Genomic DNA, 22348 nt, shown 5'->3' with positions numbered 1-22348 from the left:
CGCCAAACGCGATTGATGTGATCACACGTCCGAAACGTGTGATCACATCGGCGACTCGGGGGCCGGGGTCAGGTGAAGATGAAGTCGCTCGCGTCCACCATGCTGCGGTCGATCCCGGCCAGGGTGATGGTCGTGCCCCCGCCCCAGCTGATCACCGCGCCCTCGGCGCTGTTGTAGACCGAGAGGTCGCGGAAGCCGGTGGTCGGGCCGCCGATCTCGATCCGGTCGAGGCCGTTCTGGAAGTCGGTGACGCGGTCGTTGCCGTCCCAGTTGGCGAAGACGAAGCGGTCGCTGCCGCTGCCTCCGGTCAGCACGTCGCTGCCGCCCCGCCCGACCAGCGTGTCGTTGCCCACCGCGCCGTTCAGCACGTTCGCCGCGGCATTGCCGCGGATGATGTCGCTGCCGCTGCCGCCGGTGATGTTCTCGACCCCGCCCAGCGTGTCGGTGCCCTGGCCCGTGGCGGTGGTTCGCACGATGTCCACGTCGACCGCCGCGCTGCCCTCGAACAGGATCACGTCCGCGTCCGCGCCGCCGTGGAAGAAGTCGTTGCCGGCCCCGCCGATCAGCGTGTCGTTGCCGCCCCCGCCGTAAAGCTGGTCATTGCCCGCCCCGCCGTTGAGCACGTTGCCAACCGTGCTTCCGAAGAAGCGGTCGTTGCCCGAGCCGCCGAGCAGGTTCTCGATCCCCGAAAGCACGTCGGCGCCCTGCCAAGTGTTCTGCGGCCCGGTGATGCCCAGATAGACCCGCGCCGGCAGGCTGCCGGTGTAATCGGCCGTGTCGATCCCCGCGCCGCCGATCAGGCTGTCGTTGCCCTGACCCCCGACGAGCGTGTCGTTCCCCGCCCCGCCGTCGAGCGTGTCGTTGCCGGCCAGCCCGATCACCCGGTTGTCGTTCGACCCGGCGGTCAGCCGGTCGTGGCCCGCGGTCCCGGTCAGCACCGGCGCATCCGACACGACCGACAGCGTATAGCCGCCCCAACCCGAGGTGGACGAGTTGGAATGCGAGTCGAGATAGACGGGGGCCGAACTGGTCGCCTTCCACTCGATCGTGACCGAGCCGGTCCCATAGGTGTAGTCGTACTTGATCGCGTTGCCGCTTGCGTCGCGCAGGACCAGCTCCTTGCTGCCGAGCGCATTGGCCGAACCGTCGCCGCTCAGGGTGAAGGTGTAGGTGGTCCCGGCGACGGCGTTGAACCGCGTCCAGTCGGCGTCGCCCCGCGCGTCGATCTGGCCCGCGATCGAGGTCCCGTCGCGCAGGCTGCTCGTGGTCGAGGTGTCGGCCAGCACCCGGTCGGTCAGCCGCGCGTCGATGCGGAAGCTGCCCTCGGCGCCGCTGTCCGAGCTGCCGTCCGCGACGACGAGGTAATAGGCGCCGGTATAGCTCGCCGTGGCCGCGACCCAGATCGGCCCGCCGCTGTAGGTGTAGTTCGAGGCCACGACGTTGCCATACTGGTCGAGCAGCTGGAAATTGGCGTCGTCGAGGCTGGTCGCGCTGCCGTCGCCCGAGAGGGTGAAGTCCACCCGCTGTCCGGCGGTCAGCATGACCTTGTAGCGGTCGGCGTCGCCCGAGGTCTCGAGCGCCCCGGAGGTCATGCCGTTGACCACCACCCCGGTGGTCGAGTTGTCGTTCGGCAGCAGGTCGTTCATCCGCGCGCGGATGACATAGTTGCCCTCGGGCTGGCCGTCCGACCTGCCGTCGCTGACGGCGATGTAATAGGTCCCCGAGGTCGCGGCCGTGAGCGACAGGACGACCGGGCCGCCGCTGTAGGTATAGCCCGAGTCGAGCGTCGCCCCGAGCGAGTCGAGGATGTAGAAGTTGGCGTCGTCAAGGCTGGTCGCGCTGCCGTCACCCGAGAAGGTGAAGTCATAGGTGCGGCCGGCGACGAGCGTGACCCGCCACCAGTCGCTGTCGCCCGAAGTCTCGAGCGCCGAGGTGAACGCGCCGGTGCCGGTGATGACTGAGGTGGTCGAGGTGTTACCGGGAATATCTGGCATGGGACCTTTCTTTCCGCTGAGGGCCCGGACTGCCGCCGCGGGCCGAGGACTGCGAAAAGAGGTGCGACCAAACGCCTCTTCGGTCAATTGTTAAGTTTGTCTGCGAAACGTCGCAAAAGAGAAGGGCAGCCCCGCGGCCGCCCCCCTCTCGCGTCTCGGTCCGGCCTCAGGCCAGCGAGCTGTCGATGCCCTTGCAGGCCTCGACGAGGCCCTTCACGGCGTCGATCGACTTCTGCATCATCGCCTGCTCGTCGTCGTTCATCTCGATCTCGATGACCTTCTCGATGCCGCCGGCGCCGATCACGGTCGGCACGCCGACATACATCCCGTCCAGCCCATAGGCGCCCTTGACGTAGGCGGCGCAGGGCAGGACGCGCTTCTGGTCGCGCAGATAGGCCTCGGCCATCTCGATCGCCGAGGTCGCCGGCGCGTAGAAGGCCGAGCCGGTCTTCAGCAGCGCCACGATCTCGGCGCCGCCGTCGCGGGTGCGCTGGACGATCTGGTCGAGCTTGTCCTGCGTGGTCCACCCCATCTTGACCAGGTCCGGCAGCGGGATGCCGGCGACGGTGGAATAGCGGGTCAGCGGCACCATGGTGTCGCCATGCCCGCCCAGCACGAAGGCGGTCACGTCGCGCATCGAGACGCCGAACTCCTCGGCCAGGAAGTGGCGGAAGCGGGCGGAGTCGAGCACGCCGGCCATCCCCACGACCTTCTCGGCCGGCAGGCCCGAGAACTCGCGCAGCGCCCAGACCATCGCGTCCAGCGGGTTGGTGATGCAGATGACGAAGGCGTTCGGCGCGTGCGCCTTGATGCCCTCGCCCACCGACTTCATGACCTTGAGGTTGATCCCCAGCAGGTCGTCGCGGCTCATGCCGGGCTTGCGCGGCACGCCGGCGGTCACGATGCAGACGTCGGCGCCGGCGATGTCGGCGTAGTCGTTGGTGCCCTTGAACGACCCGTCGAAGCCCTCGGACGGACCCGATTCCGCGATGTCGAGCGCCTTGCCCTGCGGGGTGCCTTCGGCGATGTCGAACAGCACGACGTCGCCAAGCTCCTTGATGGCGGCGAGGTGGGCCAGCGTGCCGCCGATCTGGCCGGCGCCGATGAGGGCGATCTTGGGACGAGCCATGGAGTCCTCCGTAGGGTTGATGGTTGGCGCCGGGACTAGACCCTTGCCCAGGGCCGCGCAAGGGACCAGACCGGGCGGCGGGGGCGCTGTTTGCGCTAAAAGATGCGGGGGGCGGGGCAGGGTGAGGACGCGGGGCAACCGAGGGACGCGCAGCCCGCAGAGGGGCGCGGGGTGGAGCTGACGGCGCTGGGATGGGGGCTGCTGGCGCTGGCCTCGGCGCTAGTCGGGCTGGCCAAGGGCGGGCTGGCGATGGTCGCCATGCTGGCGGTGCCGATCCTGTCGCTGGTCATGTCGCCGGTGCATGCGGCGGGCATCCTGCTGCCGATCTATGTCATCTCGGACGTCTTCGGGCTGATCGCCTATCGCCGCCACTACGACCGGCGGGTCGTGGTGCGGCTGCTGCCCGGGGCGATCCTCGGCGTGGGGCTGGGCTGGGCCACGGCCTCGATGGTGGACGACGCTGTGATCGGCGGCCTCGTCGGGGTCATCGGGGCGTCCTTCGCGCTGCTCACGCTGCTCAGGCCGCCGCCCGAGGACGGGGTGCCGGGGAAGGCCGACTGGGGCCGCGGCACCGGCTGGGGTCTGGTGACGGGCTACACGAGCTTCGTCAGCCACTCGGGCGCGCCGCCCTACCAGATCTACGTCCAGCCGCTGCGGCTGGGCAAGGAGACCTATGCCGGGACGAACACCGTGTTCTTCGCCGTCGTGAATGCGGTGAAGCTGGTGCCCTATGCCGCGCTCGGGCAACTCGGCGCCGCCAACCTCGGCAAGGCCGCGGTGATGATCCCGATCGCGGCGGCCAGCGTCTTCGCCGGCGTCTGGCTGGTGCGGCGGGTGCCGCAGGCGTTCTTCTATCGCTTCATCACCTGGGCGCTGCTGGCAGTGTCACTCAAGCTCATCGCGGACGTGTTCCGCGGATGAAAAAGACCGGGGCGGCTGGGCGCCGCCCCGGTCTCGTCCGTCCTGCCGCGCAGGCGGACGATCAGGCGTCGTCGTCCTCGTCCTCGTCCTCGTCCGAGTCGTCCTCGTCGCGCGCATCGGCGGTGTCGCCGGCCGCGGCGGGGTTGGCGGTGTCCTCGGCGATCTCGCTCAGCGTGTCGTCGGCCGCTTCCTCCTGCTCGAGGATCTCTTCGAGCAGGCTCGCCACCTCGTCATGGCCCAGCAACTCGGCGTAGGCGCGCAGGCTGCCGTAGCGGGCGATCTCGTAGTGCTCGACCGCCTGGCAGGAGAAGATGATCGCCGCATCGCCCGACGGCGTGCCGCCGAAATCCGACAGCAGCGAATCACCTTCCTTGAGGATGCCCTCGATGGCGTCGCATTTCTCGCCCTTGGCGGCCTGGCCCATCGCCTCGAAGGCGGATTCGAGCTTGGTGATCTGCTCGCCGGTCTCGGCGAGGTGGTTCTCGAGCGCGTCGCGCAGCGCCTCGTCCGAGGCCGCCTCGATCATCTTCGGCAGCGCCTTCTGGATCTTGCCTTCGGCGTAATACATGTCCTTGAGGCCGTGGATCAGCAGGTCCTCGAGACCCTTCTGTTCGGTTGCCATCGTTTCTCTCCGTCCGTGGGGTGGGCGCCGGGCAGCGGGCGCACCGGGGAACACGGACCCCGACCGGGCGGTTGCGCCGACAAGCAAATGACGCCGCCGTTTTTCGCCCCGACGCGCCCGCCGGGCCCGCCGGTGGCGCGGAAAGCGGCAGGGCGATGCCGCGGCGCGGCGTCACGGCGGCGGGGGCGGGGCGGTTCGGGGTTGCCGAAAGCTGCGGAAACGGGCACTCAGGCGCAACATTGCTGCGTCTGCATCCATGAAAGGTCGTCCCATGTCGCGCCCCTATCGCTCGGTCCTCTATATCCCCGGCTCGAACGCGCGGGCGCTGGAGAAGGCGCGCGGGCTGGCCGCCGACGCGATCATCTTCGACCTCGAGGATGCCGTCGCCCCGGCCGAGAAGCCCGCCGCCCGCGCCACGCTCAAGGCGGCGCTGGCCGAGGATTACGGCCCCCGCGCGCGGATCGTGCGGATCAACGGGCTCGACACGGAGTGGGGGCGCGAGGATGCCGCGGCCTTCGCCACCGGCGCCGATGCGGTGCTGGTGCCCAAGGTCTCGACCCCCGCCGACCTCGACGCGGTGGCGGCGCTGACCGGCGACACGCCGCTGTGGGCGATGATGGAAACCGCGCTCGGGATGCTCAACGCCGCCGCCATCGCCGCGCATCCCCGGCTCGAGGGGATGGTGATGGGCACCAACGACCTCGCCAAGGAACTCGGCAGCCGCAACCGGCCCGACCGGCTGGCGATGCAGACCGGGCTCGGGCTCTGCCTGCTGGCGGCCCGGGCGCATGGCCGGGTGATCGTGGACGGCGTGTTCAACGCCTTCAAGGACGAGGACGGGCTCAGGGCCGAATGCGAACAGGGCCGCGACATGGGCTTTGACGGCAAGACCCTGATCCACCCCGCCCAGCTCGAGATCGCCAACGCCGCCTTTGCCCCCGCCGAGGAAGAGGTGGCGCTCGCCCGCCGCCAGATCGAGGCGTTCAAGGCCGCGCTCGCCGAGGGCAAGGCCGTGGCCGTGGTGGACGGGCGGATCGTCGAGAACCTGCACGTCGAGACGGCGAAGAAGACCCTCGCCCGGGCCGAGGCGATTGCGGCGATGGCCGGCTGAGGGCAGGGTGCCCCCGACCTGCGCGCGAAACCACACGAGAAAGAGGTGAACGATGGTCCTGCTGGTTCTGGGCGTCCTGCTGTGGTCCTTTGCCCATCTCGCCAAGCGCGTGTTCCCGGGCTTCCACCGCGCCATGGGCGGGTCGGAAAAGCCGATGGTGGCGGGGATGCTGGTCCTGTCCATCGTGCTGATGGTGATCGGCTACCGCGCCGCCGACCAGGTGATCTGGTGGGCCGCGACGCCGATGCTCAAGGGCATCAATAACCTGCTGGTGCTGGTGGCATTCTACCTGTTCGCGGCCTCGGGGGCCAAGTCGAGGCTTGGGGTGCGGATGCGGCACCCGCAGCTCATCGGCTTTTCGCTCTGGGCGGTCGCGCATCTGCTGACCAACGGCGACCTGCCGTCGATGGTGCTGTTCGGCGGGCTGCTGGTCTGGGCGCTGGTCGAGATCGTCATCATCAACCGCACCGCGCCGCACTGGACACCGCCCGCCCACCCCATCCCGATCCGCAAGGAGTGGACGACCGCCGCCGCAACGCTGGTCGTCTACCTGGTCGTCGGCCTCATCCACGGCTGGATCGGCCCCAACCCGTTCGGAGCCTGAGATGCCCGTGATCTACCGCCTGCTGACCGAGGACGACACCGCCGCCTTCTGCCACAAGGTCAGCCTCGCGCTCAGCCGCGGCTGGGTGCTGCACGGCTCACCCAGCATCGCGTTCGACAGCGCGCGCGGCGTGATGCGCTGTGCGCAGGCCGTGACCAAGGAGGTCGCGGCCGACTATACCCCCGACATGAAACTGGGCGAGCAATGACGACCAAGACCAATCCCGGCCGCTTCTTCGAGGACTACCGCGTGGGCGAGGTGATCCGCCACGCGGTCCCCCGCACCATCGCCGAGGGCGAGCGGGCGCTTTACCACGCGCTCTATCCGGCGCGGGGGGCGCTCTACTCCTCGGACATGTTCGCGGCCGACTGTGGGCTCGAGGGCAGCCCGCTCGACGATCTGATCGTGTTCCACACGGTCTTCGGCAAGACCGTGCCCGACATCAGCCTGAACGCGGTGGCGAACCTCGGCTATGCCGAGGGGCGCTGGCTGAAGCCGGTCTATGCCGGCGACACGCTCAGGGCGGAATCCGAGGTGATCGGTCTTCGGCCGAACTCGAACGGCACCTCGGGCGTCGTCTGGGTGCGGACCACGGGCTATGACCAGACCGACCAGCCGGTGCTGAGCTATGTGCGCTGGGTCATGGTCCGCAAGCGCGACAATGCCGCCCCGGCGTGCGAGACCGTGGTGCCCGACCTCGCCGCCGTGGTGGACCCCGGCGCGCTGGTGATCCCCGAGGGGCTGAGCTTCGAGGGCTACGACTTCACCCTCGCCGGTGAGCCGCACCGCTGGGGCGACTATGCCGTGGGCGAGGTCATCGACCACGTCGACGCGGTCACGGTTGAAGAGGCAGAGCACATGCTCGCCACCCGTCTCTGGCAGAACACCGCCAAGGTGCATTTCGACGCCACCTTCCGCGAGGACGGACGCCGGCTGATCTATGGCGGGCACGTCATCAGCTTGGCGCGGGCGCTCAGCTTCAACGGGCTGGCCAACGCGCAGATGATCGTGGCGCTGAACGGCGGCGCGCACGCGAACCCGTGCTTTGCCGGCGACACGGTGCGGGCCTGGTCCGAGGTGCTCGACCGCGCCGAGACCTCGGTGCCCGGCGTCGGCGCGCTGCGGCTGAGGCTGGTCGCGCACAAGGGCGCGCCGGGTGACAACACGCTGAAGGGGGCGGACGGGAAATACGCGCCGCACGTGCTGCTCGATCTCGATTACTGGGCGCTGATACCCCAGTGACGACGGGCGAGGCCCCCGGCCTGCACATGCCCGAGGCCGAGGCCGCGGCGGTGCGGGCCGCCTATCGGTCGGCCGACCGGATCATCGAGTACGGGACCGGCGGCTCGACGCTCTTTGCCGCGACCGAGACGCGCGCCACGATGCTCGGGATCGAGAGCGACGGGGCGTGGGTTGCGCGGCTCGAGGGCTGGCTTGACGCGGCCGGCGGCCGGCGCGAAGGCATCACGCTGCGCCACATCGACATCGGCCCGGTGCGAAGCTGGGGGATGCCGAAGGACTCGTCGGGCTTTCGGCACTATCCCGGCTACCCGCTGTCACCGTGGGTCGACCCCGCGCCGGGCCTCGATCCGGCAAGCGAACCGCCGGACCTCGTCTTCATCGACGGCCGCTTCCGGCTCGCCTGTTTCGCCGCGACGGTGCTGAACGCGACCGCCCCGCTCACGGTCCTGTGGGACGACTATGTCGACCGCACCGGTTATCACCGCGCCGAGGCACTCGCCGGCCCGCCCCAGATGATCGGCCGGATGGCAAGGTTTGCGTGGGTGCCGCGCAGCCTGACCCGGTACGAGATCAACATGGTCATCCCGTGGTTCGTGCTGCCGGGATGAGGACGCCGGGCTGGAGAGGCATCGCCGCCGGGTTGCTGCTGCTGGGTCTCGCTTTGCTCGCCGCCACCTACGCCGGGCCGCTGCACCCGCTGGGCGACTCGCTCGCGGTCGGGCGGCCGCTGCTGGCGGGGGTGCTGCTCGTCGTGGGGCTCGCGTTGCGGGGGCGGGCGGGCTGGCTTGCCGCCGGGGCAGGGGCGCTGGCGCTTGCGCCGATGCTGTGGGCGGCGCGGCCGCTGCCGGTGCCCGACGCCCCGCCGGCGCTGGTCGTCTATCAGAAGAACCTGCGCTTCACCCTCGCCGACCCGGCCCCGATCGCCGCCGACATCCGCGCGAGCGGCGCCGACGTCGCGCTGCTGCAGGAGGTAAGCGACCGCAACCTGCGCGTGGCGGCGGCGCTTGCCGACGCCTATCCGCACCAGGCCGTCTGCGCCCCCCATCCCGTGGGCGCGGTGGCGGTACTCTCGCGCTGGCCCTTCGAGGGGGGCGAGGTCTGCGACGTGGCCCCCGGCATGGTGGCGGCGCGCATCCTGTCGCCGGCCGGGCCGGTCACGGTGGTCTCGCTGCACCTGCACTGGCCGTGGCCCTTCGGCCTGCGCGGGCATCTCGAGCGGATCCTGCCGCGGCTCGCGGACTTGCCCCGGCCGGTGATCGTGGGCGGAGACTTCAACGCGGTGCCCGGCTCGCAGACCGTGCGCCGGGTGGCCGAGGCGACCGGCACCCGCCGCGCCGGGCCGTTGCGGCCGTCGTTCTATCTCAAGGGGTTGCTGCCGATCACCATCGACCACGTGCTCGTCCCCGAGGGCGCCGTTGCCGCCACCGCGATGCGGCCGCTGCTCGGCTCGGACCACCGCGGGCAGCGGGCGGTTGTGCAGTTGCAGCAAGGCTTGTGATCACACGCCCCGCCCGCGTGATCACAGCGGGCGCTAACATCGCGGCCCGCACGCGGAGTCTGGAAGAATTGCGTGACTCGTGCCAGAGGGGGGGCCAGAACGCCTCAACCTCACGCCAGCCGCGCGCCAGCCTGACCGGGCGCGCCGCCTTTCGTCACAGGAGCGCACATGGGTGACATTCCGCGCGGCAACCGCCCGCTTTCCCCGCATCTGAGCGTCTATCGCCTGCCGATGGCGGCGATTACCTCGATCATGACCCGCATCACCGGGCAGGTCATGCTGGCGGGGCTGCTGCTCATCGTCTGGTGGCTGGTCGCGGCCGCCGCCGGGCCGCGCGCCTTCGCCCAGGCCGACTGGGTGGTGCGGTCGTGGCTGGGGTACCTGGTGCTGCTCGGCTCGCTCTGGGCGCTGTGGTACCACTTCCTCGCCGGCATCCGGCACTTCTTCTATGACGCGGGGCTGCTGCTCAACCGGCAGGACGCCCATCAGGTCAGCTGGTTCATCATCGTCGGCTCCGTGGTGCTCACGGTCCTGACGCTCATCCTGTTCGTGTTCTGAGGGGACAGCCACCATGCGTTTCGTGACCCCCCGCAAGGCAGCCCGCGGCCTCGGCGCCGCCGGCCCCGGCTCGGCCACCGCCCATCACTGGTCGATGACCGTCAGCTCGGTCGCCCTGATGCTGCTGACGCCGGCCTTCATCTTCGTCATCGCCACCGCCATCGGCCTGCCGCACGGCGGAGTGGTGGCGTATTTCTCGCGCCCCTATCCGGCCATCGTGACGGCGCTGTTCCTGATCGTGGGGATGCTGCACTACGTCAACGGCACCCGGATCATGATCGACGACTACCTCGATCACACCGAGCGCAAGGTCGCGCTGATCGTCGCCCAGCTTCTGGGCTGGGCCGTCATCGCCGCCGCCGTCTATGCGCTGGCGCGGATGGCGTTCTCTCCCATGGTGGCGCCGGTCACCACCATCGTCGTTCACTGAAGGTCGCGCTGATGTCCGCATATCAAACCCGGATTCACGATTATGACGTGGTGGTGGTGGGCGCCGGCGGGGCGGGCTTGCGCGCCACGCTCGGCATGGCCGAGCAGGGCTTCCGCACCGCCTGCGTGACCAAGGTGTTCCCGACCCGCAGCCACACCGTGGCGGCGCAGGGCGGCATCGCCGCCTCGCTCTCGAACATGGGACCCGACAACTGGCAGTGGCACCTCTACGACACCGTCAAGGGCTCGGACTGGCTGGGCGACACCGACGCGATGGAATACCTCGCGCGTGAGGCGCCCAAGGCCGTCTATGAGCTGGAACACTACGGCGTGCCGTTCAGCCGCACCGAAGAGGGCAAGATCTACCAGCGCCCGTTCGGCGGCCACACGACCGAGTTCGGCGAGGGCCCGCCCGTGCAGCGCACCTGCGCCGCGGCCGACCGCACCGGCCACGCGATCCTGCACACGCTCTACGGCCAGAGCCTCAAGGAAAAGGCCGAGTTCTTCATCGAGTACTTCGCCCTCGACCTGATCATCACCGACGGCCGCTGCACCGGCGTCGTGTGCTGGAAGCTCGACGACGGCACCATCCACGTCTTCAACGCCAAGATGGTGGTGCTGGCGACCGGCGGCTATGGCCGCGCCTATTTCAGCGCCACCTCGGCCCACACCTGCACCGGCGACGGCGGCGGGATGGTCGCGCGCGCCGGCCTGCCGCTGCAGGACATGGAGTTCGTGCAGTTCCACCCGACCGGCATCTACGGCTCGGGCTGCCTGATCACCGAGGGCGCGCGCGGCGAGGGCGGCTATCTGACCAACTCGGAAGGCGAGCGGTTCATGGAGCGCTATGCGCCCACCTACAAGGACCTCGCCAGCCGCGACGTGGTCAGCCGCTGCATCACCATCGAGATCCGCGAAGGCCGCGGCGTGGGGGCCGGCAAGGACCACATGCATTTGAACCTGCAGCACTTGCCGCCCGAGGCGCTGCACGAGCGTCTGCCGGGGATCAGCGAAAGCGCCAAGATCTTCGCCGGCGTCGACGTGACCAAGGAGCCGATCCCGATCCTGCCCACGGTCCACTACAACATGGGCGGCATCCCGACGAACTTCTGGGGCGAGGTGCTGGCCCCCGAGCAGGGCGATCCCGACCGGGTGTTCCCGGGCCTGATGGCGGTGGGCGAGGCCGGCTGCGCCTCGGTCCACGGCGCCAACCGGCTGGGGTCGAACTCGCTCATCGACCTTGTGGTGTTCGGCCGCGCCGCGGCGATCCGCGCGGGGCAGGTGATCGATCGCGCCAGCTCGATCCCCGGCACCAACCAGGCCGAGGTGGACCGCGCGCTCGGCCGCTTCGACGCGCTGCGCCATGCCTCGGGCGGCACGCCGACCGCGGTGCTGCGCGACCGGATGCAGCGCACGATGCAGGCCGACGCGGCGGTGTTCCGCACCGACAAGACGCTGGCCGAAGGCGTCGAGAAGATGCGCGAGATCGCCGGCCAGATGGACGACCTCAAGGTCACCGACCGCAGCCTGATCTGGAACAGCGACCTGATGGAGACGCTGGAGCTGACCAACCTCATGCCCAACGCGCTAGCCACCATCGTCGCGGCCGAGGCGCGCAAGGAGAGCCGCGGCGCCCACGCGCACGAGGACTACCCCGAGCGGGATGACGCCAACTGGCGCAAGCATTCGCTTGCGTGGATCGATGGAAATGAGGTCAAACTCGCCTATCGCCCCGTCCATCTCGAGCCGCTGACGGCGCTCGAGGATGGCGGGATCGACCCCAAGAAGATTGCTCCGAAAGCGAGGGTATATTGATGCGTCTCTCCCTTCTCCCCGCGCTGGGGATGGCCGTGGCCCTGTCGGGCTGCGTGATGGCCGTGCCGGCGCCGACGGCCCCGCCGCCGGTGACGGTGACGCCCGCGCCGACTGCGCCGGTCGTGGTGACCCCGCGCCCGAACCAGCCCGTGGTCGTGACCCCGCCGGTGCGGACCGTGGACGCAGGCTCGGCCCGGCAGGTCGTCTCGGCCGAGCTGGCCCGCCGCTATCCCGGCCGCAACGTCGGGCCGATGGCCGATTGCGTGATCGCCAACGCGACGATGGCCGAGCAGTCCGAGCTGCTGGCCGGCGCCGGCACCCCGCGCGCCAACGACGCGATGGCCGCGATCGTCAAGAAGCCCGCAACCGCGCAGTGCATCGCCCGCGCCGGGGCGCTGGCCTGACCATGGGCGGCGCGCAGCGCATCGGAGCGGCGGCCCTGGGCCTGACGCTGGTGCTGGCCGGGTGCGGCCCGGTGCCGGTGCAGCAGGCCGAGCGCAACTGCCTCGACTCCGCGCGCGCCGCCAAGGGCCCGCGGGGCGAGATCAGCGTCGGCGTGGCGACCGACGGCCACCGCGTGCGGCCGCACACCGGGATCTCGCTCTCGGTGTCGTCGGATTATGTGATGGGGCGCGATCCGGCGGATGCGTTCAACCGCTGCGTGATGCGCCAGTCCGGCCAGATGCCGACCCGCCCGCTCTACGACCAGCCGGGGTGGAGGGGCTAGGCCCGATGATCCGCGCCCATCTTGCGACATTCCCGCCCCGCCGCCGCATCCTGCGGCGCGTGGTCGAGGCAATTCTGCCGCAGGTGGACCATCTGTTTGTGGTGCTCAACGAATATGACGCGGTGCCGCGCTACCTCGCGAAGGAACCACGGGTCACCGCCGTGATCCCCGACCGCGACGTGAAGGACGCGGGCAAATTCTGGTTTGCCCCCGACCCGGACGACCTGGTGTTCCTGATCGACGACGACATCGGCTATCCGCAGGATTACGTGGCCTCCACGCTGGCGCGGGTCGAGGGGCTGGACCTCGGCCGCCATGTCTTCGGCTACTTCGCACTGTTTCTTATCCACGACATCGCGTCGGGACGCCGCTATTGGGATGTGCGGCGCTTTACCGAGCAGCATGAGGTGGTAACGGGTGCCACTTGCCTCGGCACGGGCACGTTGTTCGCGCGCGGTGACTGCATCGCCCCGCTTGAGGCCGTCGAGGACAGCGCCGGCTTTGTGGATTACGGCTATGGCCACTGGCTGAACAGCAATGGCATCCTTCCGTGGGCGCTGCCGCGTGCGGAAAACTGGCTTACGAATGATCTTCCCAAGAACCTTTGGAACACCTCGCTGTTCAAGACGGTCAACCGCAAGAACCCCCCTGAAGTGCGCCGCAAGCTGGCGGCCTTTGCCGGCCAATGGCCCCATGCCAACCAGCCCTTCGACAGCTATCGCGCCGTGACGCCCTGAGGTGCGGAAGACGATGATGCTGCGCGCCCTTCTCCAAATCTGCGTCTTACAGGCTGCTGCGACCGTGCCCGCCGGGGAGGAGCCGCGATGGTGACGGCACCCCTTTCCCCCGGACCGGTCGGCGTCTCGGCGCCCACCGCAGACGCCTCGCATGGGCCCGCCTCCGTCCCTCAGGCGGCAGGCGCGCCGGCAACCGGCGCGTCGCCGACGGTGCTTTTCACCGCCGTGCGCAACGAGGCGCCGTTCCTCATCGAGTGGATCGCCTACCACAAGGTCATCGGGTTCACGCGGATCATTGTCTTCGCCAACGCCTCGGATGACGGCACCGAGGCGCTGCTCGAGGCGCTCGCCGCGGCCGGCGAGGTCGAATTTCACTTTCACACCCCCCCGAACGGGGTCTCGGCGCAGGGCAACGCGGCGCGGATTGCCAACGCGCGCGGGTTGATCCCTGACGGCGTCTGGACGATCTGGCTGGACGCGGACGAGTTCCTGAACGTGCGCGTGGGTTCAGGCATGGTCGGCGACCTGATCGACAGGATTGGTGACGCTGTCGCGCTTTTGATTAACTGGAGGGTGTTCGGCTCCGTGTGCGATCCGGACGCGCCTCTTCGCTTTATCTCGCATTCTGCCGCGCCGGCATCGCGTCGGTCGTCTCCTATTAACCATAACGTCAAGACCTTGTTTCGCTGGGGCACGCCATTTGCGGGGTTTGCAGAGCGTGGCTTGCATAGGCCGAGGGTTGCGCGCGGAAACATCTTTGACCCTGGCAAGGCGCTTTCCGGAAGCGGCAAGCCTATCCGTGATAGTGAGGTGAACCGTCGCTGGTTGTCAGGAGACGACTACTGGAAAACCTGCCTAGTGCCTGCAGATGAAGCTGGTTTCAAACTCGCCCAGATCAACCATTACTGCGTCCGTTCGCCCGAGCACTTCCTGCTCAAGCGTCGCCGGGGCGACGGGGCCGACCGTTTCTCGCCGGCCGGTCAGCTTCGCTGGCGGCAGACCAATCAGTTCTATCGCCGCTACAACCGCAACGACGTCGAGGAAACCTCGATCCTGCGCCACGAGGCAGCGACCACCGCCGAGATGGCCCGGCTGCGCGCGCTGCCCGGTGTTGCCGAGGCCGAGGCCGAAGCCCTCCATCGCACCGCCGCGATGATCGCCGCCATCCCGCCCGAAGAATTCGCCGCACTCACCGGCGAACCCCTCCCCGAGGCCGCCGTGCCTCGTTCCGCCACCTGAAAGGAAGCCCCATGGTCCAGCTGACCCTGCCCAAGAACAGCCGCATCAAGGTCGGCAAGACGTGGCCCAAGCCCGAGGGCGCGACCCGGCTGCGCCGCTTCAACATCTACCGCTACGACCCTGACTCGGGCGAGAACCCGCGGCTCGACACCTACTGGATCGACCTCGACAAATGCGGGCCGATGGTTCTCGACGCGCTGATCAAGATCAAGAACGAGATCGACCCGACCCTGACCTTCCGCCGCTCGTGCCGCGAGGGGATCTGCGGGTCCTGCGCGATGAACATCGACGGCGGCAACCACCTCGCCTGCATCTACGGCATGGACGAGATCGCGGGCGACGTGAACATCTACCCGCTGCCGCACATGGCGGTGGTCAAGGACCTGATCCCGGACCTGACGCATTTCTACGCCCAGCACGCCGCGGTGCACCCCTATCTGATGACCGACACGCCCGCCCCCAACAAGGAGTGGCGGCAGTCGATCGAGGACCGCAAGAAGCTCGACGGGCTCTACGAGTGCATCCTCTGCGCCTCGTGCTCGACCGCCTGCCCGAGCTACTGGTGGAACGCCGACCGCTTTATGGGTCCGGCGGCGCTGCTGACCGCCTATCGCTGGATCATCGACTCGCGCGACGAGGCGACGGGGCAGCGGCTCGACGAGCTCGAGGACCCGTTCAAGGTCTATCGCTGCCACACGATCATGAACTGCACCAACACCTGCCCGAAGGGGCTGAACCCGGCCAAGGCCATCGCCGAGATCAAGCACCTGATGGTCGATCGCATGGTCTGACCGGACCCGCTGCGCACCGCCTCGCGGCCGCCCCCGGAGACCCGGCGGGCGGCCGTTCCCTGTCCGCCCTGCCGAAAGGGACAGGGGTGACGCTGCGTCTGCACTCTCGTTTTTGCCGCAGCGCGGCATTATCTTGGCCGTGGGGAGACTGGTATTCTTGCAACGGACCACGCCCATGACCCGCCCGACCTTCGACCAAGACTTCGCCGACCGCCCCGACTCGATGATGGACCTGCTGGCCGACCACGCCATCAAGGCCGCGCCGGTGGCCCAGCCCGCGCCCGTGCGCCATCTGCCGAACCGCCGCGCGCTGGCGGCGCTGGACCAGATGTACGCCTATCACGACCAGGAGCCGCTGACCGACGTGGTGGACTTCGGCTACGACGACGCCGCGGCCTGATCTCCCGATCAGCCGACAGGACCGGGCGGGGCAGGGCAACCTGTCCCGCCCTTTGCCATTCCGGCGCTCAGTCGTCGGACAGCCCCGCGGCCAGTTCCGCGGCGAGGAAGCGCTCGAAGTCGTCGAGATCCACCGGGTCGAGCTGGCCGAAGCAACGCATCCAGACCGAGGCCGCGCGCATCCCCTCGGGGTCGAGCTTGCACCAGGTGATCCGGCCCCGCCGCTCCTGCGCGATCAGCCCGGCCGCGGCCAACGTGGCGAGATGTTTGGAAATCGCCGCGAGGCTGATGCCGAAAGGGGCGGCCACGTCCGTCACCGCCATGTCATCCTCGAGCAGCATCGACAGGATTGCCCGCCGGGTCGGATCGGCGAGGGCGGCGAAGATCGCGTCGAGGTCGTAGCGGGGGGCCATCGGGTCCAGATTCAACGTTTCGGTTGAATGATGGACCGCCCACCGCGCCGCTGCAACCGCGACCAGATGGGGGGGGCGTCGCAAGTATTTTCAAAGACTTGCGGCGTTGCAGCATGCGGTTGACTCACGCCCGGCGGTTCCCTATCAGCACCTCAACTTTCGGGGAGCGTTCCGATGGCGGATCAGCCGGGCCACCACGGCCCCTCGCGCCGCGATGCGGATCGCCTTCGGGCACTGGAGGAGCGGCTCGAGCATCTCGGCCGCGACCGCCGGCCCGAGACTCCGGGCGCCGACAAGTTCCACCAGGCCAACCAGGCATGGCGCATGGTGGTCGAGCTTGTGGCGGGGCTGGTGATCGGCTTCGGCGTCGGTTACGGGCTCGACTGGCTGCTCGGCACCACGCCGATCATGCTGGTGATCTTCATTTTCCTCGGCTTTGCAGCCGGGGTCAGGACGATGCTGCGGACTGCCGCCGAAATGGGGGCACCGCCGCCGGCCACAGGCACGAGGGCACCGGACGAGGGTCCGGACGAGGACGAAAGGGACTGAGCGTGGCGACAGAAGCGCATGGCGAAACCACCGGGCTGGTCTTTCACCCGATGGACCAGTTCATCGTCCGGCCGCTGTTCGGTGACGGGCCGGTGCACTGGTACACCCCCACCAACGTGACGCTGTGGCTGATGCTGGCGGTGCTGGTGATCTGGGTGCTGTTCGTCGCGGGTACCTCGGGGCGGGCGCTGATCCCGACCCGCGTGCAGTCGATGGCCGAGCTGACCTACGGCATGGTCCACAAGATGGTCGAGGACGTGACCGGCAAGGACGGGCTGAAGTACTTCCCCTATGTCTTCACGCTGTTCTGCTTCATCCTCTTCGCCAACCTGCTGGGCCTGCTGCCCAAGTCCTTCTCGACCACCTCGCACATCGCGGTGACGGCGGTGCTGGCGCTGTTCGTGTTCCTCGGCGTGACGATCCTCGGCTTCGTCAAGAACGGCGCGCATTTCCTCGAGCTGTTCTGGGTCAAGTCGGCGCCGCTGGCGCTGCGCCCGGTGCTGGCGATCATCGAGCTGATCTCGTACTTCGTCCGCCCTGTCAGCCACTCCATCCGACTTGCGGGCAACATCATGGCCGGCCACGCCGTCATCAAGGTGTTTGCCGCCTTCGCCGCGGTCCTCGCGATCGCCCCGATCTCGATCCTCGCCATCGTGGGGATGTACGGGCTCGAGGTGCTGGTCTGCGTGATCCAGGCCTATGTCTTCACCATCCTGACCTGCGTGTACCTCAAGGACGCGCTGCACCCGGCGCACTGACGCCGGCGGGACAACCCTTCCACCCTTTCCAAAGCCTCAAGGAGCATACCATGGAAAACGTCGCCACCTACGCCGAACTGGGCAAATACCTGGGCGCGGGCCTCGCCTGCATCGGCATGGCGGGCGCCGCGATGGGCGTGGGCAACGTCGCCGGCAACTACCTGTCGGGCGCGCTGCGCAACCCCTCGGCCGCTGCCTCGCAGACCGCCACGCTGTTCATCGGCATGGCCTTTGCGGAAGCGCTGGGCATCTTCTCGTTCCTGGTCGCCCTGCTGCTGCTGTTCGCAGCCTGATCCCGGCACGACTCCTTGCTTTTGGGTGGGGGCATTGACCCCCACCCGATTGCCAACCGCTCGGCCAGGGACAGGACATGATCAGCCTTTTGCAGCAGACCGCCCCCGCCGCGGTCGGACAGACCACCACGACGATCACCGTCCCGCTCGGTGACGCGACGCCTTCCGCCACCGCGCCTGCGGTGACGACCACCCCTGCGCCGGCCGTCACCGTGACGCCTGCGCCGGACGCCATTCCCCCTGCGGCGGCGGCCTCGCCCGCGGCGCAGACCCACGCGACCGACGCCATCGTGGTGCCGAACGCGACCGGCGGCGAGCACGCGCCGGCCGTGGCCCAGCCGGGCGCCGGTCACCTGCCGGTCGCCCCGGCCGAGGTCGTGACCACCCCCGGTGGCCACACCGCGGTCGTGACCCACGCCGTCCCCGGCACCGACGCGGCCCACGCGGTCGGCGCGGGCGGGCATGACGCGGCCGCCTCGGCCGGGATGCCGCAGCTCGACTTCGCGACCTTCGGCAACCAGATCTTCTGGCTGCTCGTCGCGCTGGTTCTGATCTACCTGATCCTGTCGCGCGTCGCGATCCCGCGGATCGGGCGCATCATCGGCGACCGTCAGGGGCTGATGAACGCCGATCTCGCCGCGGCCGAGGACTTCAAGCGCAAGGCCCGCGACGCCGAGGCCGCCTATGACAAGGCGCTGGCCGACGCCCGTGCCGAGGCCGGCAAGATCGTCGCCGCCAACAAGGCCGAGATCGACGCCGAGCTCAAGGCCGCCATCGCCAAGGCCGACGCCGAGATTTCGGCCCGCACCGTCGAATCCGAGCGTCGCATCGGCGAGATCCGCCAGTCCGCCGCCAACGACGCCCGCAGCGTCGCCCAGGACGTGGCGGCCGAGCTGGTCCGTGCCTTCGGCGCCACCCCGGACACCGCCGCGGTCAACGCCGCCGTGGACGCCCGCATCAACGGAGCCGTGCAATGATCGCCCGTATCGCTATGGCCGCCGCTGCCGCCGCCGGGCTGAGCGCCGGTCCGGCGCTCGCCGCCTCGGGGCCGTTCTTCTCGCTGCGCAACACCGACTTCATCGTGCTGCTGGCGTTCCTCGTCTTCGTCGGCATCCTGCTCTACTTCCGGGTGCCGTCGGCGGTCGCCAAGCTGCTCGACAAGCGGGCCGAGACGATCAAGGCCGACATCGCCGAGGCGCGTCGCCTGCGCGACGAGGCCCAGGACATCTACGCCGGCTACGAGCGTCGCCAGCGTGAGGTGAAGGGCCAGGCCGCGGACATCGTGGCCAACGCAAAGCGCGAGGCGATGGCGCAGGCCGAAAAGGCCAAGCTGGACCTGCAGCGCTCGATCGAGCGTCGGCTCGCCGCCGCGCAGGACCAGATCGCCTCGGCCGAGAACGACGCCGTGCGCGCCGTCCGCGACCGTGCCGTGCAGGTGGCCGTGGCTGCGGCGACCGACATCCTCGGCCGGCAGATGGGGGCGCAGGATCGCGCCGCCGGGATCGACCGGGCCATCGACGACGTGGCGCGTCACCTGAACTGACCGCTCAAACCCATCCGATCGCCGTCAAGAGCGAGGGACAGAGAAAACCCCCGGTGTCGCCACCGGGGGTTTTCCTTTGTCCTGTCGCGGTCCGGATCAGTTCGGGCGGATGACGATCTCGACCCGGCGGTTCTGCGCCCGGCCCGCGGTGGTGTCGTTCGACGCGACCGGCTGGGTCTGGCCCATGCCGACGGTGGCGATCCGGCCCGCGGCGACGCCACCGGCGGTCAGGATGCCCGCGACCGACTGGGCGCGGCGCTGCGACAGCTGCATGTTGTAGGCCGCGCGGCCGGTCGAGTCGGTGTGGCCGATGACCCGCACGGTCGAGTTCGGGTACTGCTGCAGGTTCCGCGCCAGCGCGTAGAGGTCGTTCTGCGCCGGGCCCGAGACGGCGGCGCTGTCGGTGGCGAACAGCACGCCCTCGGGCAGGGTAACGTTCAGCGTCTGCCCGGTGTTGACGACCTGCACGCCCGGCGTGGTCATGGTGCCCTGCAGCGCGCGGGCTTGCGCGTCGAGCGCCGAGCCGACGAGGCCGCCGGCCGCGCCGCCGACGATGGCGCCCTTGATGATGTCGCTGCTGCGGTTGTTCTTGTCGTCGTCCCGCACCGCGCCGTAGAGCGCGCCGGCGGCGGCGCCGGCGAGCACGCCCTGCTGGGCGCGGTTCATCTGGGTCGGCTGCCCGTAGGGGTCGGTGGCGCAGCCCGCCAGCGCGGTCAGCGCGGCAGTGGCGGCGATCAGGGTCACGCGAACAGTCATGTCCTATCCTTTCGTGTTTGGCCGTGGCAGAGCCCGGGCGCAGGACGCACCCCGGCACCGGTCAGCCGAGAAACGGGGGGTGTATCGCGCCGGTTCCATCATGGCGCAAGGCCGCGGGCCGGAAGTCCCTGACCTGTCGTCCAAAATCCACCACGCCCGCGCGAGGGGGCGTGATCGTGGGTGTGACTTGCACGGCTGCGCGCGCGGCACGGCGCTTGCGTCCTGAGCGCGACCGCGGCATCACCGCAGGCATGGCTCTCGATCCCGCCCGATCCCGCCGTGGTGCGGCCCGGCACGCGCCCACCGGCCGGCTGCCGGCGCCGCTGCCCTATGCCCGGCAGGTCGAGGTCTTCGCCCGCTTTGCGGCCGCGAACCCGGACCCGGTGACCGAACTCGACTATACCGACGCCTTCACCCTGCTGATCGCCGTGGCGCTGTCGGCGCAGGCGACGGATGCGGGGGTGAACAAGGCCACGCCGGGGCTGTTCGCCGCTGCGCCCACGCCGCAGGCGATGGTGGCGCTGGGGGTCGAGGGGGTCGAAGCGCAGATCCGCACCATCGGCCTCTACCGGCAGAAGGCGCGCAATGCCGTCGCCCTCTCGCAGCTTTTGATCGAGCGGCACGGGGGCGAGGTGCCCTCGTCCCGCGCGGCGCTCATGGCGCTGCCGGGGGTGGGGCGCAAGACGGCCAACGTGGTGCTGAACTGCATCTGGGGCCTGCCCGCGCAGGCGGTGGACACGCATATCTTCCGCGTCTCGAACCGCACCCACATCGCGCCGGGCCGCGACGAGGCCGAGGTCGAGCGCGCGATCGAGGACAACGTGCCCGCCCCCTACCAGCAGAACGCCCACCACTGGTTGATCCTGCACGGGCGCCACATCTGCCAGGCCCGGCGGCCGCGCTGCACGATCTGCCCGATTGCCGACCTCTGCCCCTACGAGCCCAAGACCACCGACCCCGCGTGAGCCCCCGCTTGAGCCCTTGCCGGGCCCCGCGATCCCCGGTTTAAGCGCGGCCAGCAACGCGAAAGGACAGCGCATGGCCTATCAGGTGATCGGTATCGGCAACGCCATCATGGACGTGATCGCCTCCACCACGGACGCCGAACTGGCCGAGCTCGGGGTGCAGAAGGGGATCATGCAGCTCATCGACCGCGACCGCGCCGAGGCGCTGATGGCGGCGCGCGAGGGCGCGGCGGCACGCTCGCGGCTGATCCCCGGCGGCTCGGTCGCCAACACGCTGGCCGGGCTGGGGCGGATGGGGCTGGCCACGGCCTTCATCGGCCGGGTCGCTGACGACGCGCTGGGGCAGGCCTATGCGCATGAGATGGCGGCCGACGGCACCGACTTCGTGAACCCGCCGAGGGATGCCGCTGGTGCGGACGAGGGGGGGCTGCCGACCTCGCGCTCGATCATCTGCGTGACGCCGGATGGTGAACGGTCGATGAACACCTATCTCGGCATCTCGGCCGAGCTGGGGCCGGCGGATGTCGATCCGGCGCTGTTTGCCGGCGGGACGTGGCTCTTTCTCGAGGGCTATCTCTTCGACAAGGACCAGGGCAAGGCGGCGTTCCTCAAGGCCGCCGAGGCCTGCCACGCGGCGGGCGGCAAGGCCGGGATCGCGCTCTCGGACCCGTTCTGCGTCGATCGCCACCGCGACGACTTCCGCCGCCTCGTGGCGGGGCCGATGGATTACGTGATCGGCAATGTCCACGAGTGGCAGGCGCTCTATCAGACCGACGATCTGGAGCGCGCGCTGGCCGAGGCCGCGGCGGTTTGTGAGACGGTGGTCTGCACCCGCTCTGGTGAGGATGCGATCCTGATCCGCGGGGGTGAGCGGGTGATGGCGCCGGTCCACCGGGTCACGCCGGTCGATGCGACCGGGGCAGGGGATCAGTTCGCCGCCGGGCTGATCTACGGGCTGGTGACCGGCCGCCCGCTGGCCGAGGCGGGGCGGATGGGCTGCATCGCCGCCGCCGAGGTCATTACCCATGTCGGCGCCCGCCCCGAGGCCGATGTGCGCGCGCTCTTCGCTGCCGAGGGGCTGGGCTGAGGCCACGCCACCGGGGGCTTCGCGCCCCCGGACCCCCGCGGGATATTTGGGTCCAGCCCGAGGGGAAGTTGCTCTGCGCGACCGCTTCGGGCGCCGCCACACGCCGCAAACTCATCGAGCCGAAATGACGACACCGCCGCGAGGGATCCCGCGGCGGTGTTCTCTCTT

28 protein-coding genes are annotated in these 22348 nt (G+C 69.5%); 23 read left to right on the top strand and 5 right to left on the bottom strand.

Annotation, left to right across the window (positions count from 1 at the left end; all coding sequences use genetic code 11):
• Nucleotides 1-68: 68 nt before the first annotated feature.
• Both HGN31_RS04115 and mdh read right to left on the bottom strand, forming a co-directional pair.
• Nucleotides 69-1994 carry a calcium-binding protein gene (locus HGN31_RS04115; RefSeq protein WP_168782407.1) on the bottom strand — a complete coding sequence of 642 codons (1926 nt, stop codon included), beginning with the start codon at nt 1992-1994 and terminating at the stop codon, nt 69-71.
• 166 nt (nt 1995-2160) lie between these two features.
• On the bottom strand, nt 2161-3123 hold the full coding sequence (mdh, locus tag HGN31_RS04110) for a malate dehydrogenase (RefSeq protein WP_036709917.1): 963 nt from the start codon (nt 3121-3123) through the stop codon (nt 2161-2163).
• Nucleotides 3124-3294: 171 nt separating this feature from the next.
• Between mdh and HGN31_RS04105 the strand changes: the two genes are divergently transcribed.
• The gene (locus HGN31_RS04105) at nt 3295-4044 is read left to right on the top strand and encodes a sulfite exporter TauE/SafE family protein (RefSeq protein ID WP_168782406.1); all 750 of its coding nucleotides are present in this window, start codon (nt 3295-3297) and stop codon (nt 4042-4044) included.
• Nucleotides 4045-4105: 61 nt separating this feature from the next.
• Here the strand turns inward: HGN31_RS04105 and HGN31_RS04100 are convergent, their stop codons facing one another.
• Complete coding sequence (locus HGN31_RS04100) at nt 4106-4666, bottom strand: YciE/YciF ferroxidase family protein (RefSeq protein WP_168782405.1); 561 nt, start codon at nt 4664-4666, stop codon at nt 4106-4108.
• A gap of 271 nt (nt 4667-4937) precedes the next feature.
• On the opposite strand from HGN31_RS04100, the gene HGN31_RS04095 reads away from it, so the two are divergent.
• From HGN31_RS04095 to HGN31_RS04025, 15 genes are all read left to right on the top strand, one after another.
• Complete coding sequence (locus HGN31_RS04095; protein WP_036736555.1) at nt 4938-5777, top strand: HpcH/HpaI aldolase/citrate lyase family protein; 840 nt, start codon at nt 4938-4940, stop codon at nt 5775-5777.
• 52 nt (nt 5778-5829) lie between these two features.
• Nucleotides 5830-6381 (top strand): NnrU family protein, encoded by a 552-nt coding sequence (locus HGN31_RS04090; protein WP_036736558.1) that lies wholly within the window; start codon nt 5830-5832, stop codon nt 6379-6381.
• Between the two features lies 1 nt (nt 6382).
• Nucleotides 6383-6589: a DUF1737 domain-containing protein gene (locus HGN31_RS04085; RefSeq protein WP_036709912.1), complete on the top strand. Its 207-nt coding sequence runs from the start codon at nt 6383-6385 to the stop codon at nt 6587-6589.
• On the top strand, nt 6586-7623 hold the full coding sequence (locus HGN31_RS04080) for a MaoC family dehydratase (protein ID WP_036736560.1): 1038 nt from the start codon (nt 6586-6588) through the stop codon (nt 7621-7623). Before HGN31_RS04085 ends, HGN31_RS04080 begins: the two co-directional genes overlap by 4 nt.
• A complete protein-coding gene (locus HGN31_RS04075) occupies nt 7620-8231 on the top strand; it encodes a hypothetical protein (RefSeq protein WP_036736563.1) in 612 nt (203 codons plus the stop codon). The genes HGN31_RS04080 and HGN31_RS04075 overlap by 4 nt, the downstream gene beginning before the upstream one ends.
• Complete coding sequence (locus HGN31_RS04070) at nt 8228-9121, top strand: endonuclease/exonuclease/phosphatase family protein (protein WP_168782404.1); 894 nt, start codon at nt 8228-8230, stop codon at nt 9119-9121. Before HGN31_RS04075 ends, HGN31_RS04070 begins: the two co-directional genes overlap by 4 nt.
• A gap of 168 nt (nt 9122-9289) precedes the next feature.
• Nucleotides 9290-9679 (top strand): succinate dehydrogenase, cytochrome b556 subunit, encoded by a 390-nt coding sequence (sdhC, locus tag HGN31_RS04065; protein WP_036707824.1) that lies wholly within the window; start codon nt 9290-9292, stop codon nt 9677-9679.
• Between the two features lie 13 nt (nt 9680-9692).
• Entirely contained in the window at nt 9693-10109 is a 417-nt protein-coding gene (locus HGN31_RS04060; protein WP_052174844.1) for a succinate dehydrogenase, hydrophobic membrane anchor protein, read from the top strand.
• A gap of 11 nt (nt 10110-10120) precedes the next feature.
• Complete coding sequence (gene sdhA / locus HGN31_RS04055; RefSeq protein WP_168782403.1) at nt 10121-11923, top strand: succinate dehydrogenase flavoprotein subunit; 1803 nt, start codon at nt 10121-10123, stop codon at nt 11921-11923.
• A complete protein-coding gene (locus HGN31_RS04050) occupies nt 11923-12327 on the top strand; it encodes a hypothetical protein (protein WP_036702140.1) in 405 nt (134 codons plus the stop codon). Before sdhA ends, HGN31_RS04050 begins: the two co-directional genes overlap by 1 nt.
• 2 nt (nt 12328-12329) lie before the next feature.
• Entirely contained in the window at nt 12330-12650 is a 321-nt protein-coding gene (locus tag HGN31_RS04045; RefSeq protein ID WP_036733410.1) for a hypothetical protein, read from the top strand.
• A 5-nt stretch (nt 12651-12655) separates the two neighbouring features.
• On the top strand, nt 12656-13387 hold the full coding sequence (locus HGN31_RS04040; RefSeq protein WP_036733407.1) for a hypothetical protein: 732 nt from the start codon (nt 12656-12658) through the stop codon (nt 13385-13387).
• Between the two features lie 87 nt (nt 13388-13474).
• On the top strand, nt 13475-14626 hold the full coding sequence (locus HGN31_RS04035) for a glycosyltransferase family 2 protein (protein WP_052176372.1): 1152 nt from the start codon (nt 13475-13477) through the stop codon (nt 14624-14626).
• Between the two features lie 11 nt (nt 14627-14637).
• Nucleotides 14638-15417, top strand: a complete 780-nt coding sequence (locus tag HGN31_RS04030) for a succinate dehydrogenase iron-sulfur subunit (RefSeq protein ID WP_036702131.1) — start codon at nt 14638-14640, stop codon at nt 15415-15417.
• 175 nt (nt 15418-15592) lie between these two features.
• The gene (locus HGN31_RS04025) at nt 15593-15817 is read left to right on the top strand and encodes a hypothetical protein (RefSeq protein ID WP_036707822.1); all 225 of its coding nucleotides are present in this window, start codon (nt 15593-15595) and stop codon (nt 15815-15817) included.
• Nucleotides 15818-15884: 67 nt separating this feature from the next.
• Here HGN31_RS04025 and HGN31_RS04020 read toward each other — a convergent pair whose 3' ends face one another.
• Complete coding sequence (locus HGN31_RS04020; protein ID WP_036702125.1) at nt 15885-16229, bottom strand: ArsR/SmtB family transcription factor; 345 nt, start codon at nt 16227-16229, stop codon at nt 15885-15887.
• A gap of 174 nt (nt 16230-16403) precedes the next feature.
• Here HGN31_RS04020 and HGN31_RS04015 point away from each other — a divergent pair, with 174 nt between their 5' ends.
• From HGN31_RS04015 to HGN31_RS03995, 5 genes are all read left to right on the top strand, one after another.
• On the top strand, nt 16404-16778 hold the full coding sequence (locus HGN31_RS04015) for an AtpZ/AtpI family protein (RefSeq protein WP_052171774.1): 375 nt from the start codon (nt 16404-16406) through the stop codon (nt 16776-16778).
• 2 nt (nt 16779-16780) lie between these two features.
• Nucleotides 16781-17536 (top strand): F0F1 ATP synthase subunit A, encoded by a 756-nt coding sequence (locus tag HGN31_RS04010; RefSeq protein WP_036733398.1) that lies wholly within the window; start codon nt 16781-16783, stop codon nt 17534-17536.
• A gap of 50 nt (nt 17537-17586) precedes the next feature.
• The gene (locus HGN31_RS04005; protein WP_036702121.1) at nt 17587-17829 is read left to right on the top strand and encodes a F0F1 ATP synthase subunit C; all 243 of its coding nucleotides are present in this window, start codon (nt 17587-17589) and stop codon (nt 17827-17829) included.
• 485 nt (nt 17830-18314) lie between these two features.
• Nucleotides 18315-18806, top strand: coding sequence for a F0F1 ATP synthase subunit B' (locus tag HGN31_RS16420; RefSeq protein ID WP_036733422.1), 492 nt, complete (start codon nt 18315-18317; stop codon nt 18804-18806).
• Complete coding sequence (locus HGN31_RS03995) at nt 18803-19372, top strand: F0F1 ATP synthase subunit B (protein ID WP_036733395.1); 570 nt, start codon at nt 18803-18805, stop codon at nt 19370-19372. Before HGN31_RS16420 ends, HGN31_RS03995 begins: the two co-directional genes overlap by 4 nt.
• A 96-nt stretch (nt 19373-19468) precedes the next feature.
• On the opposite strand, the gene HGN31_RS03990 is transcribed toward HGN31_RS03995, so the two are convergent.
• Nucleotides 19469-20128: a YiaD family glycine zipper/OmpA-like lipoprotein gene (locus HGN31_RS03990; RefSeq protein ID WP_036733393.1), complete on the bottom strand. Its 660-nt coding sequence runs from the start codon at nt 20126-20128 to the stop codon at nt 19469-19471.
• Nucleotides 20129-20439: 311 nt separating this feature from the next.
• On the opposite strand from HGN31_RS03990, the gene nth reads away from it, so the two are divergent.
• Entirely contained in the window at nt 20440-21093 is a 654-nt protein-coding gene (gene nth, locus HGN31_RS03985) for an endonuclease III (RefSeq protein ID WP_425325331.1), read from the top strand.
• A 73-nt stretch (nt 21094-21166) separates the two neighbouring features.
• Nucleotides 21167-22180: an adenosine kinase gene (locus HGN31_RS03980; protein WP_168782401.1), complete on the top strand. Its 1014-nt coding sequence runs from the start codon at nt 21167-21169 to the stop codon at nt 22178-22180.
• Nucleotides 22181-22348 lie beyond the last annotated feature (168 nt).

This window comes from Paracoccus sanguinis (genome assembly GCF_012689545.1).
Taxonomy (GTDB): domain Bacteria; phylum Pseudomonadota; class Alphaproteobacteria; order Rhodobacterales; family Rhodobacteraceae; genus Paracoccus; species Paracoccus panacisoli.
The sequence above is the reverse complement of the archived record's forward strand: the minus strand, read 5'-3'. Positions and strand labels throughout refer to the sequence as shown.

Coding starts and splice junctions, on each gene's coding strand:
- HGN31_RS04115 (WP_168782407.1), bottom strand. CDS start 1,994: ATGCCAGATATTCCCGGTAACACCTCGACCACCTCAGTCATCACCGGC.
- mdh (WP_036709917.1), bottom strand. CDS start 3,123: ATGGCTCGTCCCAAGATCGCCCTCATCGGCGCCGGCCAGATCGGCGGC.
- HGN31_RS04100 (WP_168782405.1), bottom strand. CDS start 4,666: ATGGCAACCGAACAGAAGGGTCTCGAGGACCTGCTGATCCACGGCCTC.
- HGN31_RS04095 (WP_036736555.1), top strand. CDS start 4,938: ATGTCGCGCCCCTATCGCTCGGTCCTCTATATCCCCGGCTCGAACGCG.
- HGN31_RS04090 (WP_036736558.1), top strand. CDS start 5,830: ATGGTCCTGCTGGTTCTGGGCGTCCTGCTGTGGTCCTTTGCCCATCTC.
- HGN31_RS04085 (WP_036709912.1), top strand. CDS start 6,383: ATGCCCGTGATCTACCGCCTGCTGACCGAGGACGACACCGCCGCCTTC.
- HGN31_RS04080 (WP_036736560.1), top strand. CDS start 6,586: ATGACGACCAAGACCAATCCCGGCCGCTTCTTCGAGGACTACCGCGTG.
- HGN31_RS04070 (WP_168782404.1), top strand. CDS start 8,228: ATGAGGACGCCGGGCTGGAGAGGCATCGCCGCCGGGTTGCTGCTGCTG.
- sdhC (WP_036707824.1), top strand. CDS start 9,290: ATGGGTGACATTCCGCGCGGCAACCGCCCGCTTTCCCCGCATCTGAGC.
- HGN31_RS04060 (WP_052174844.1), top strand. CDS start 9,693: ATGCGTTTCGTGACCCCCCGCAAGGCAGCCCGCGGCCTCGGCGCCGCC.
- sdhA (WP_168782403.1), top strand. CDS start 10,121: ATGTCCGCATATCAAACCCGGATTCACGATTATGACGTGGTGGTGGTG.
- HGN31_RS04050 (WP_036702140.1), top strand. CDS start 11,923: ATGCGTCTCTCCCTTCTCCCCGCGCTGGGGATGGCCGTGGCCCTGTCG.
- HGN31_RS04045 (WP_036733410.1), top strand. CDS start 12,330: ATGGGCGGCGCGCAGCGCATCGGAGCGGCGGCCCTGGGCCTGACGCTG.
- HGN31_RS04040 (WP_036733407.1), top strand. CDS start 12,656: ATGATCCGCGCCCATCTTGCGACATTCCCGCCCCGCCGCCGCATCCTG.
- HGN31_RS04035 (WP_052176372.1), top strand. CDS start 13,475: ATGGTGACGGCACCCCTTTCCCCCGGACCGGTCGGCGTCTCGGCGCCC.
- HGN31_RS04030 (WP_036702131.1), top strand. CDS start 14,638: ATGGTCCAGCTGACCCTGCCCAAGAACAGCCGCATCAAGGTCGGCAAG.
- HGN31_RS04025 (WP_036707822.1), top strand. CDS start 15,593: ATGACCCGCCCGACCTTCGACCAAGACTTCGCCGACCGCCCCGACTCG.
- HGN31_RS04020 (WP_036702125.1), bottom strand. CDS start 16,229: ATGGCCCCCCGCTACGACCTCGACGCGATCTTCGCCGCCCTCGCCGAT.
- HGN31_RS04015 (WP_052171774.1), top strand. CDS start 16,404: ATGGCGGATCAGCCGGGCCACCACGGCCCCTCGCGCCGCGATGCGGAT.
- HGN31_RS04005 (WP_036702121.1), top strand. CDS start 17,587: ATGGAAAACGTCGCCACCTACGCCGAACTGGGCAAATACCTGGGCGCG.
- HGN31_RS16420 (WP_036733422.1), top strand. CDS start 18,315: ATGCCGCAGCTCGACTTCGCGACCTTCGGCAACCAGATCTTCTGGCTG.
- HGN31_RS03995 (WP_036733395.1), top strand. CDS start 18,803: ATGATCGCCCGTATCGCTATGGCCGCCGCTGCCGCCGCCGGGCTGAGC.
- HGN31_RS03990 (WP_036733393.1), bottom strand. CDS start 20,128: ATGACTGTTCGCGTGACCCTGATCGCCGCCACTGCCGCGCTGACCGCG.
- HGN31_RS03980 (WP_168782401.1), top strand. CDS start 21,167: ATGGCCTATCAGGTGATCGGTATCGGCAACGCCATCATGGACGTGATC.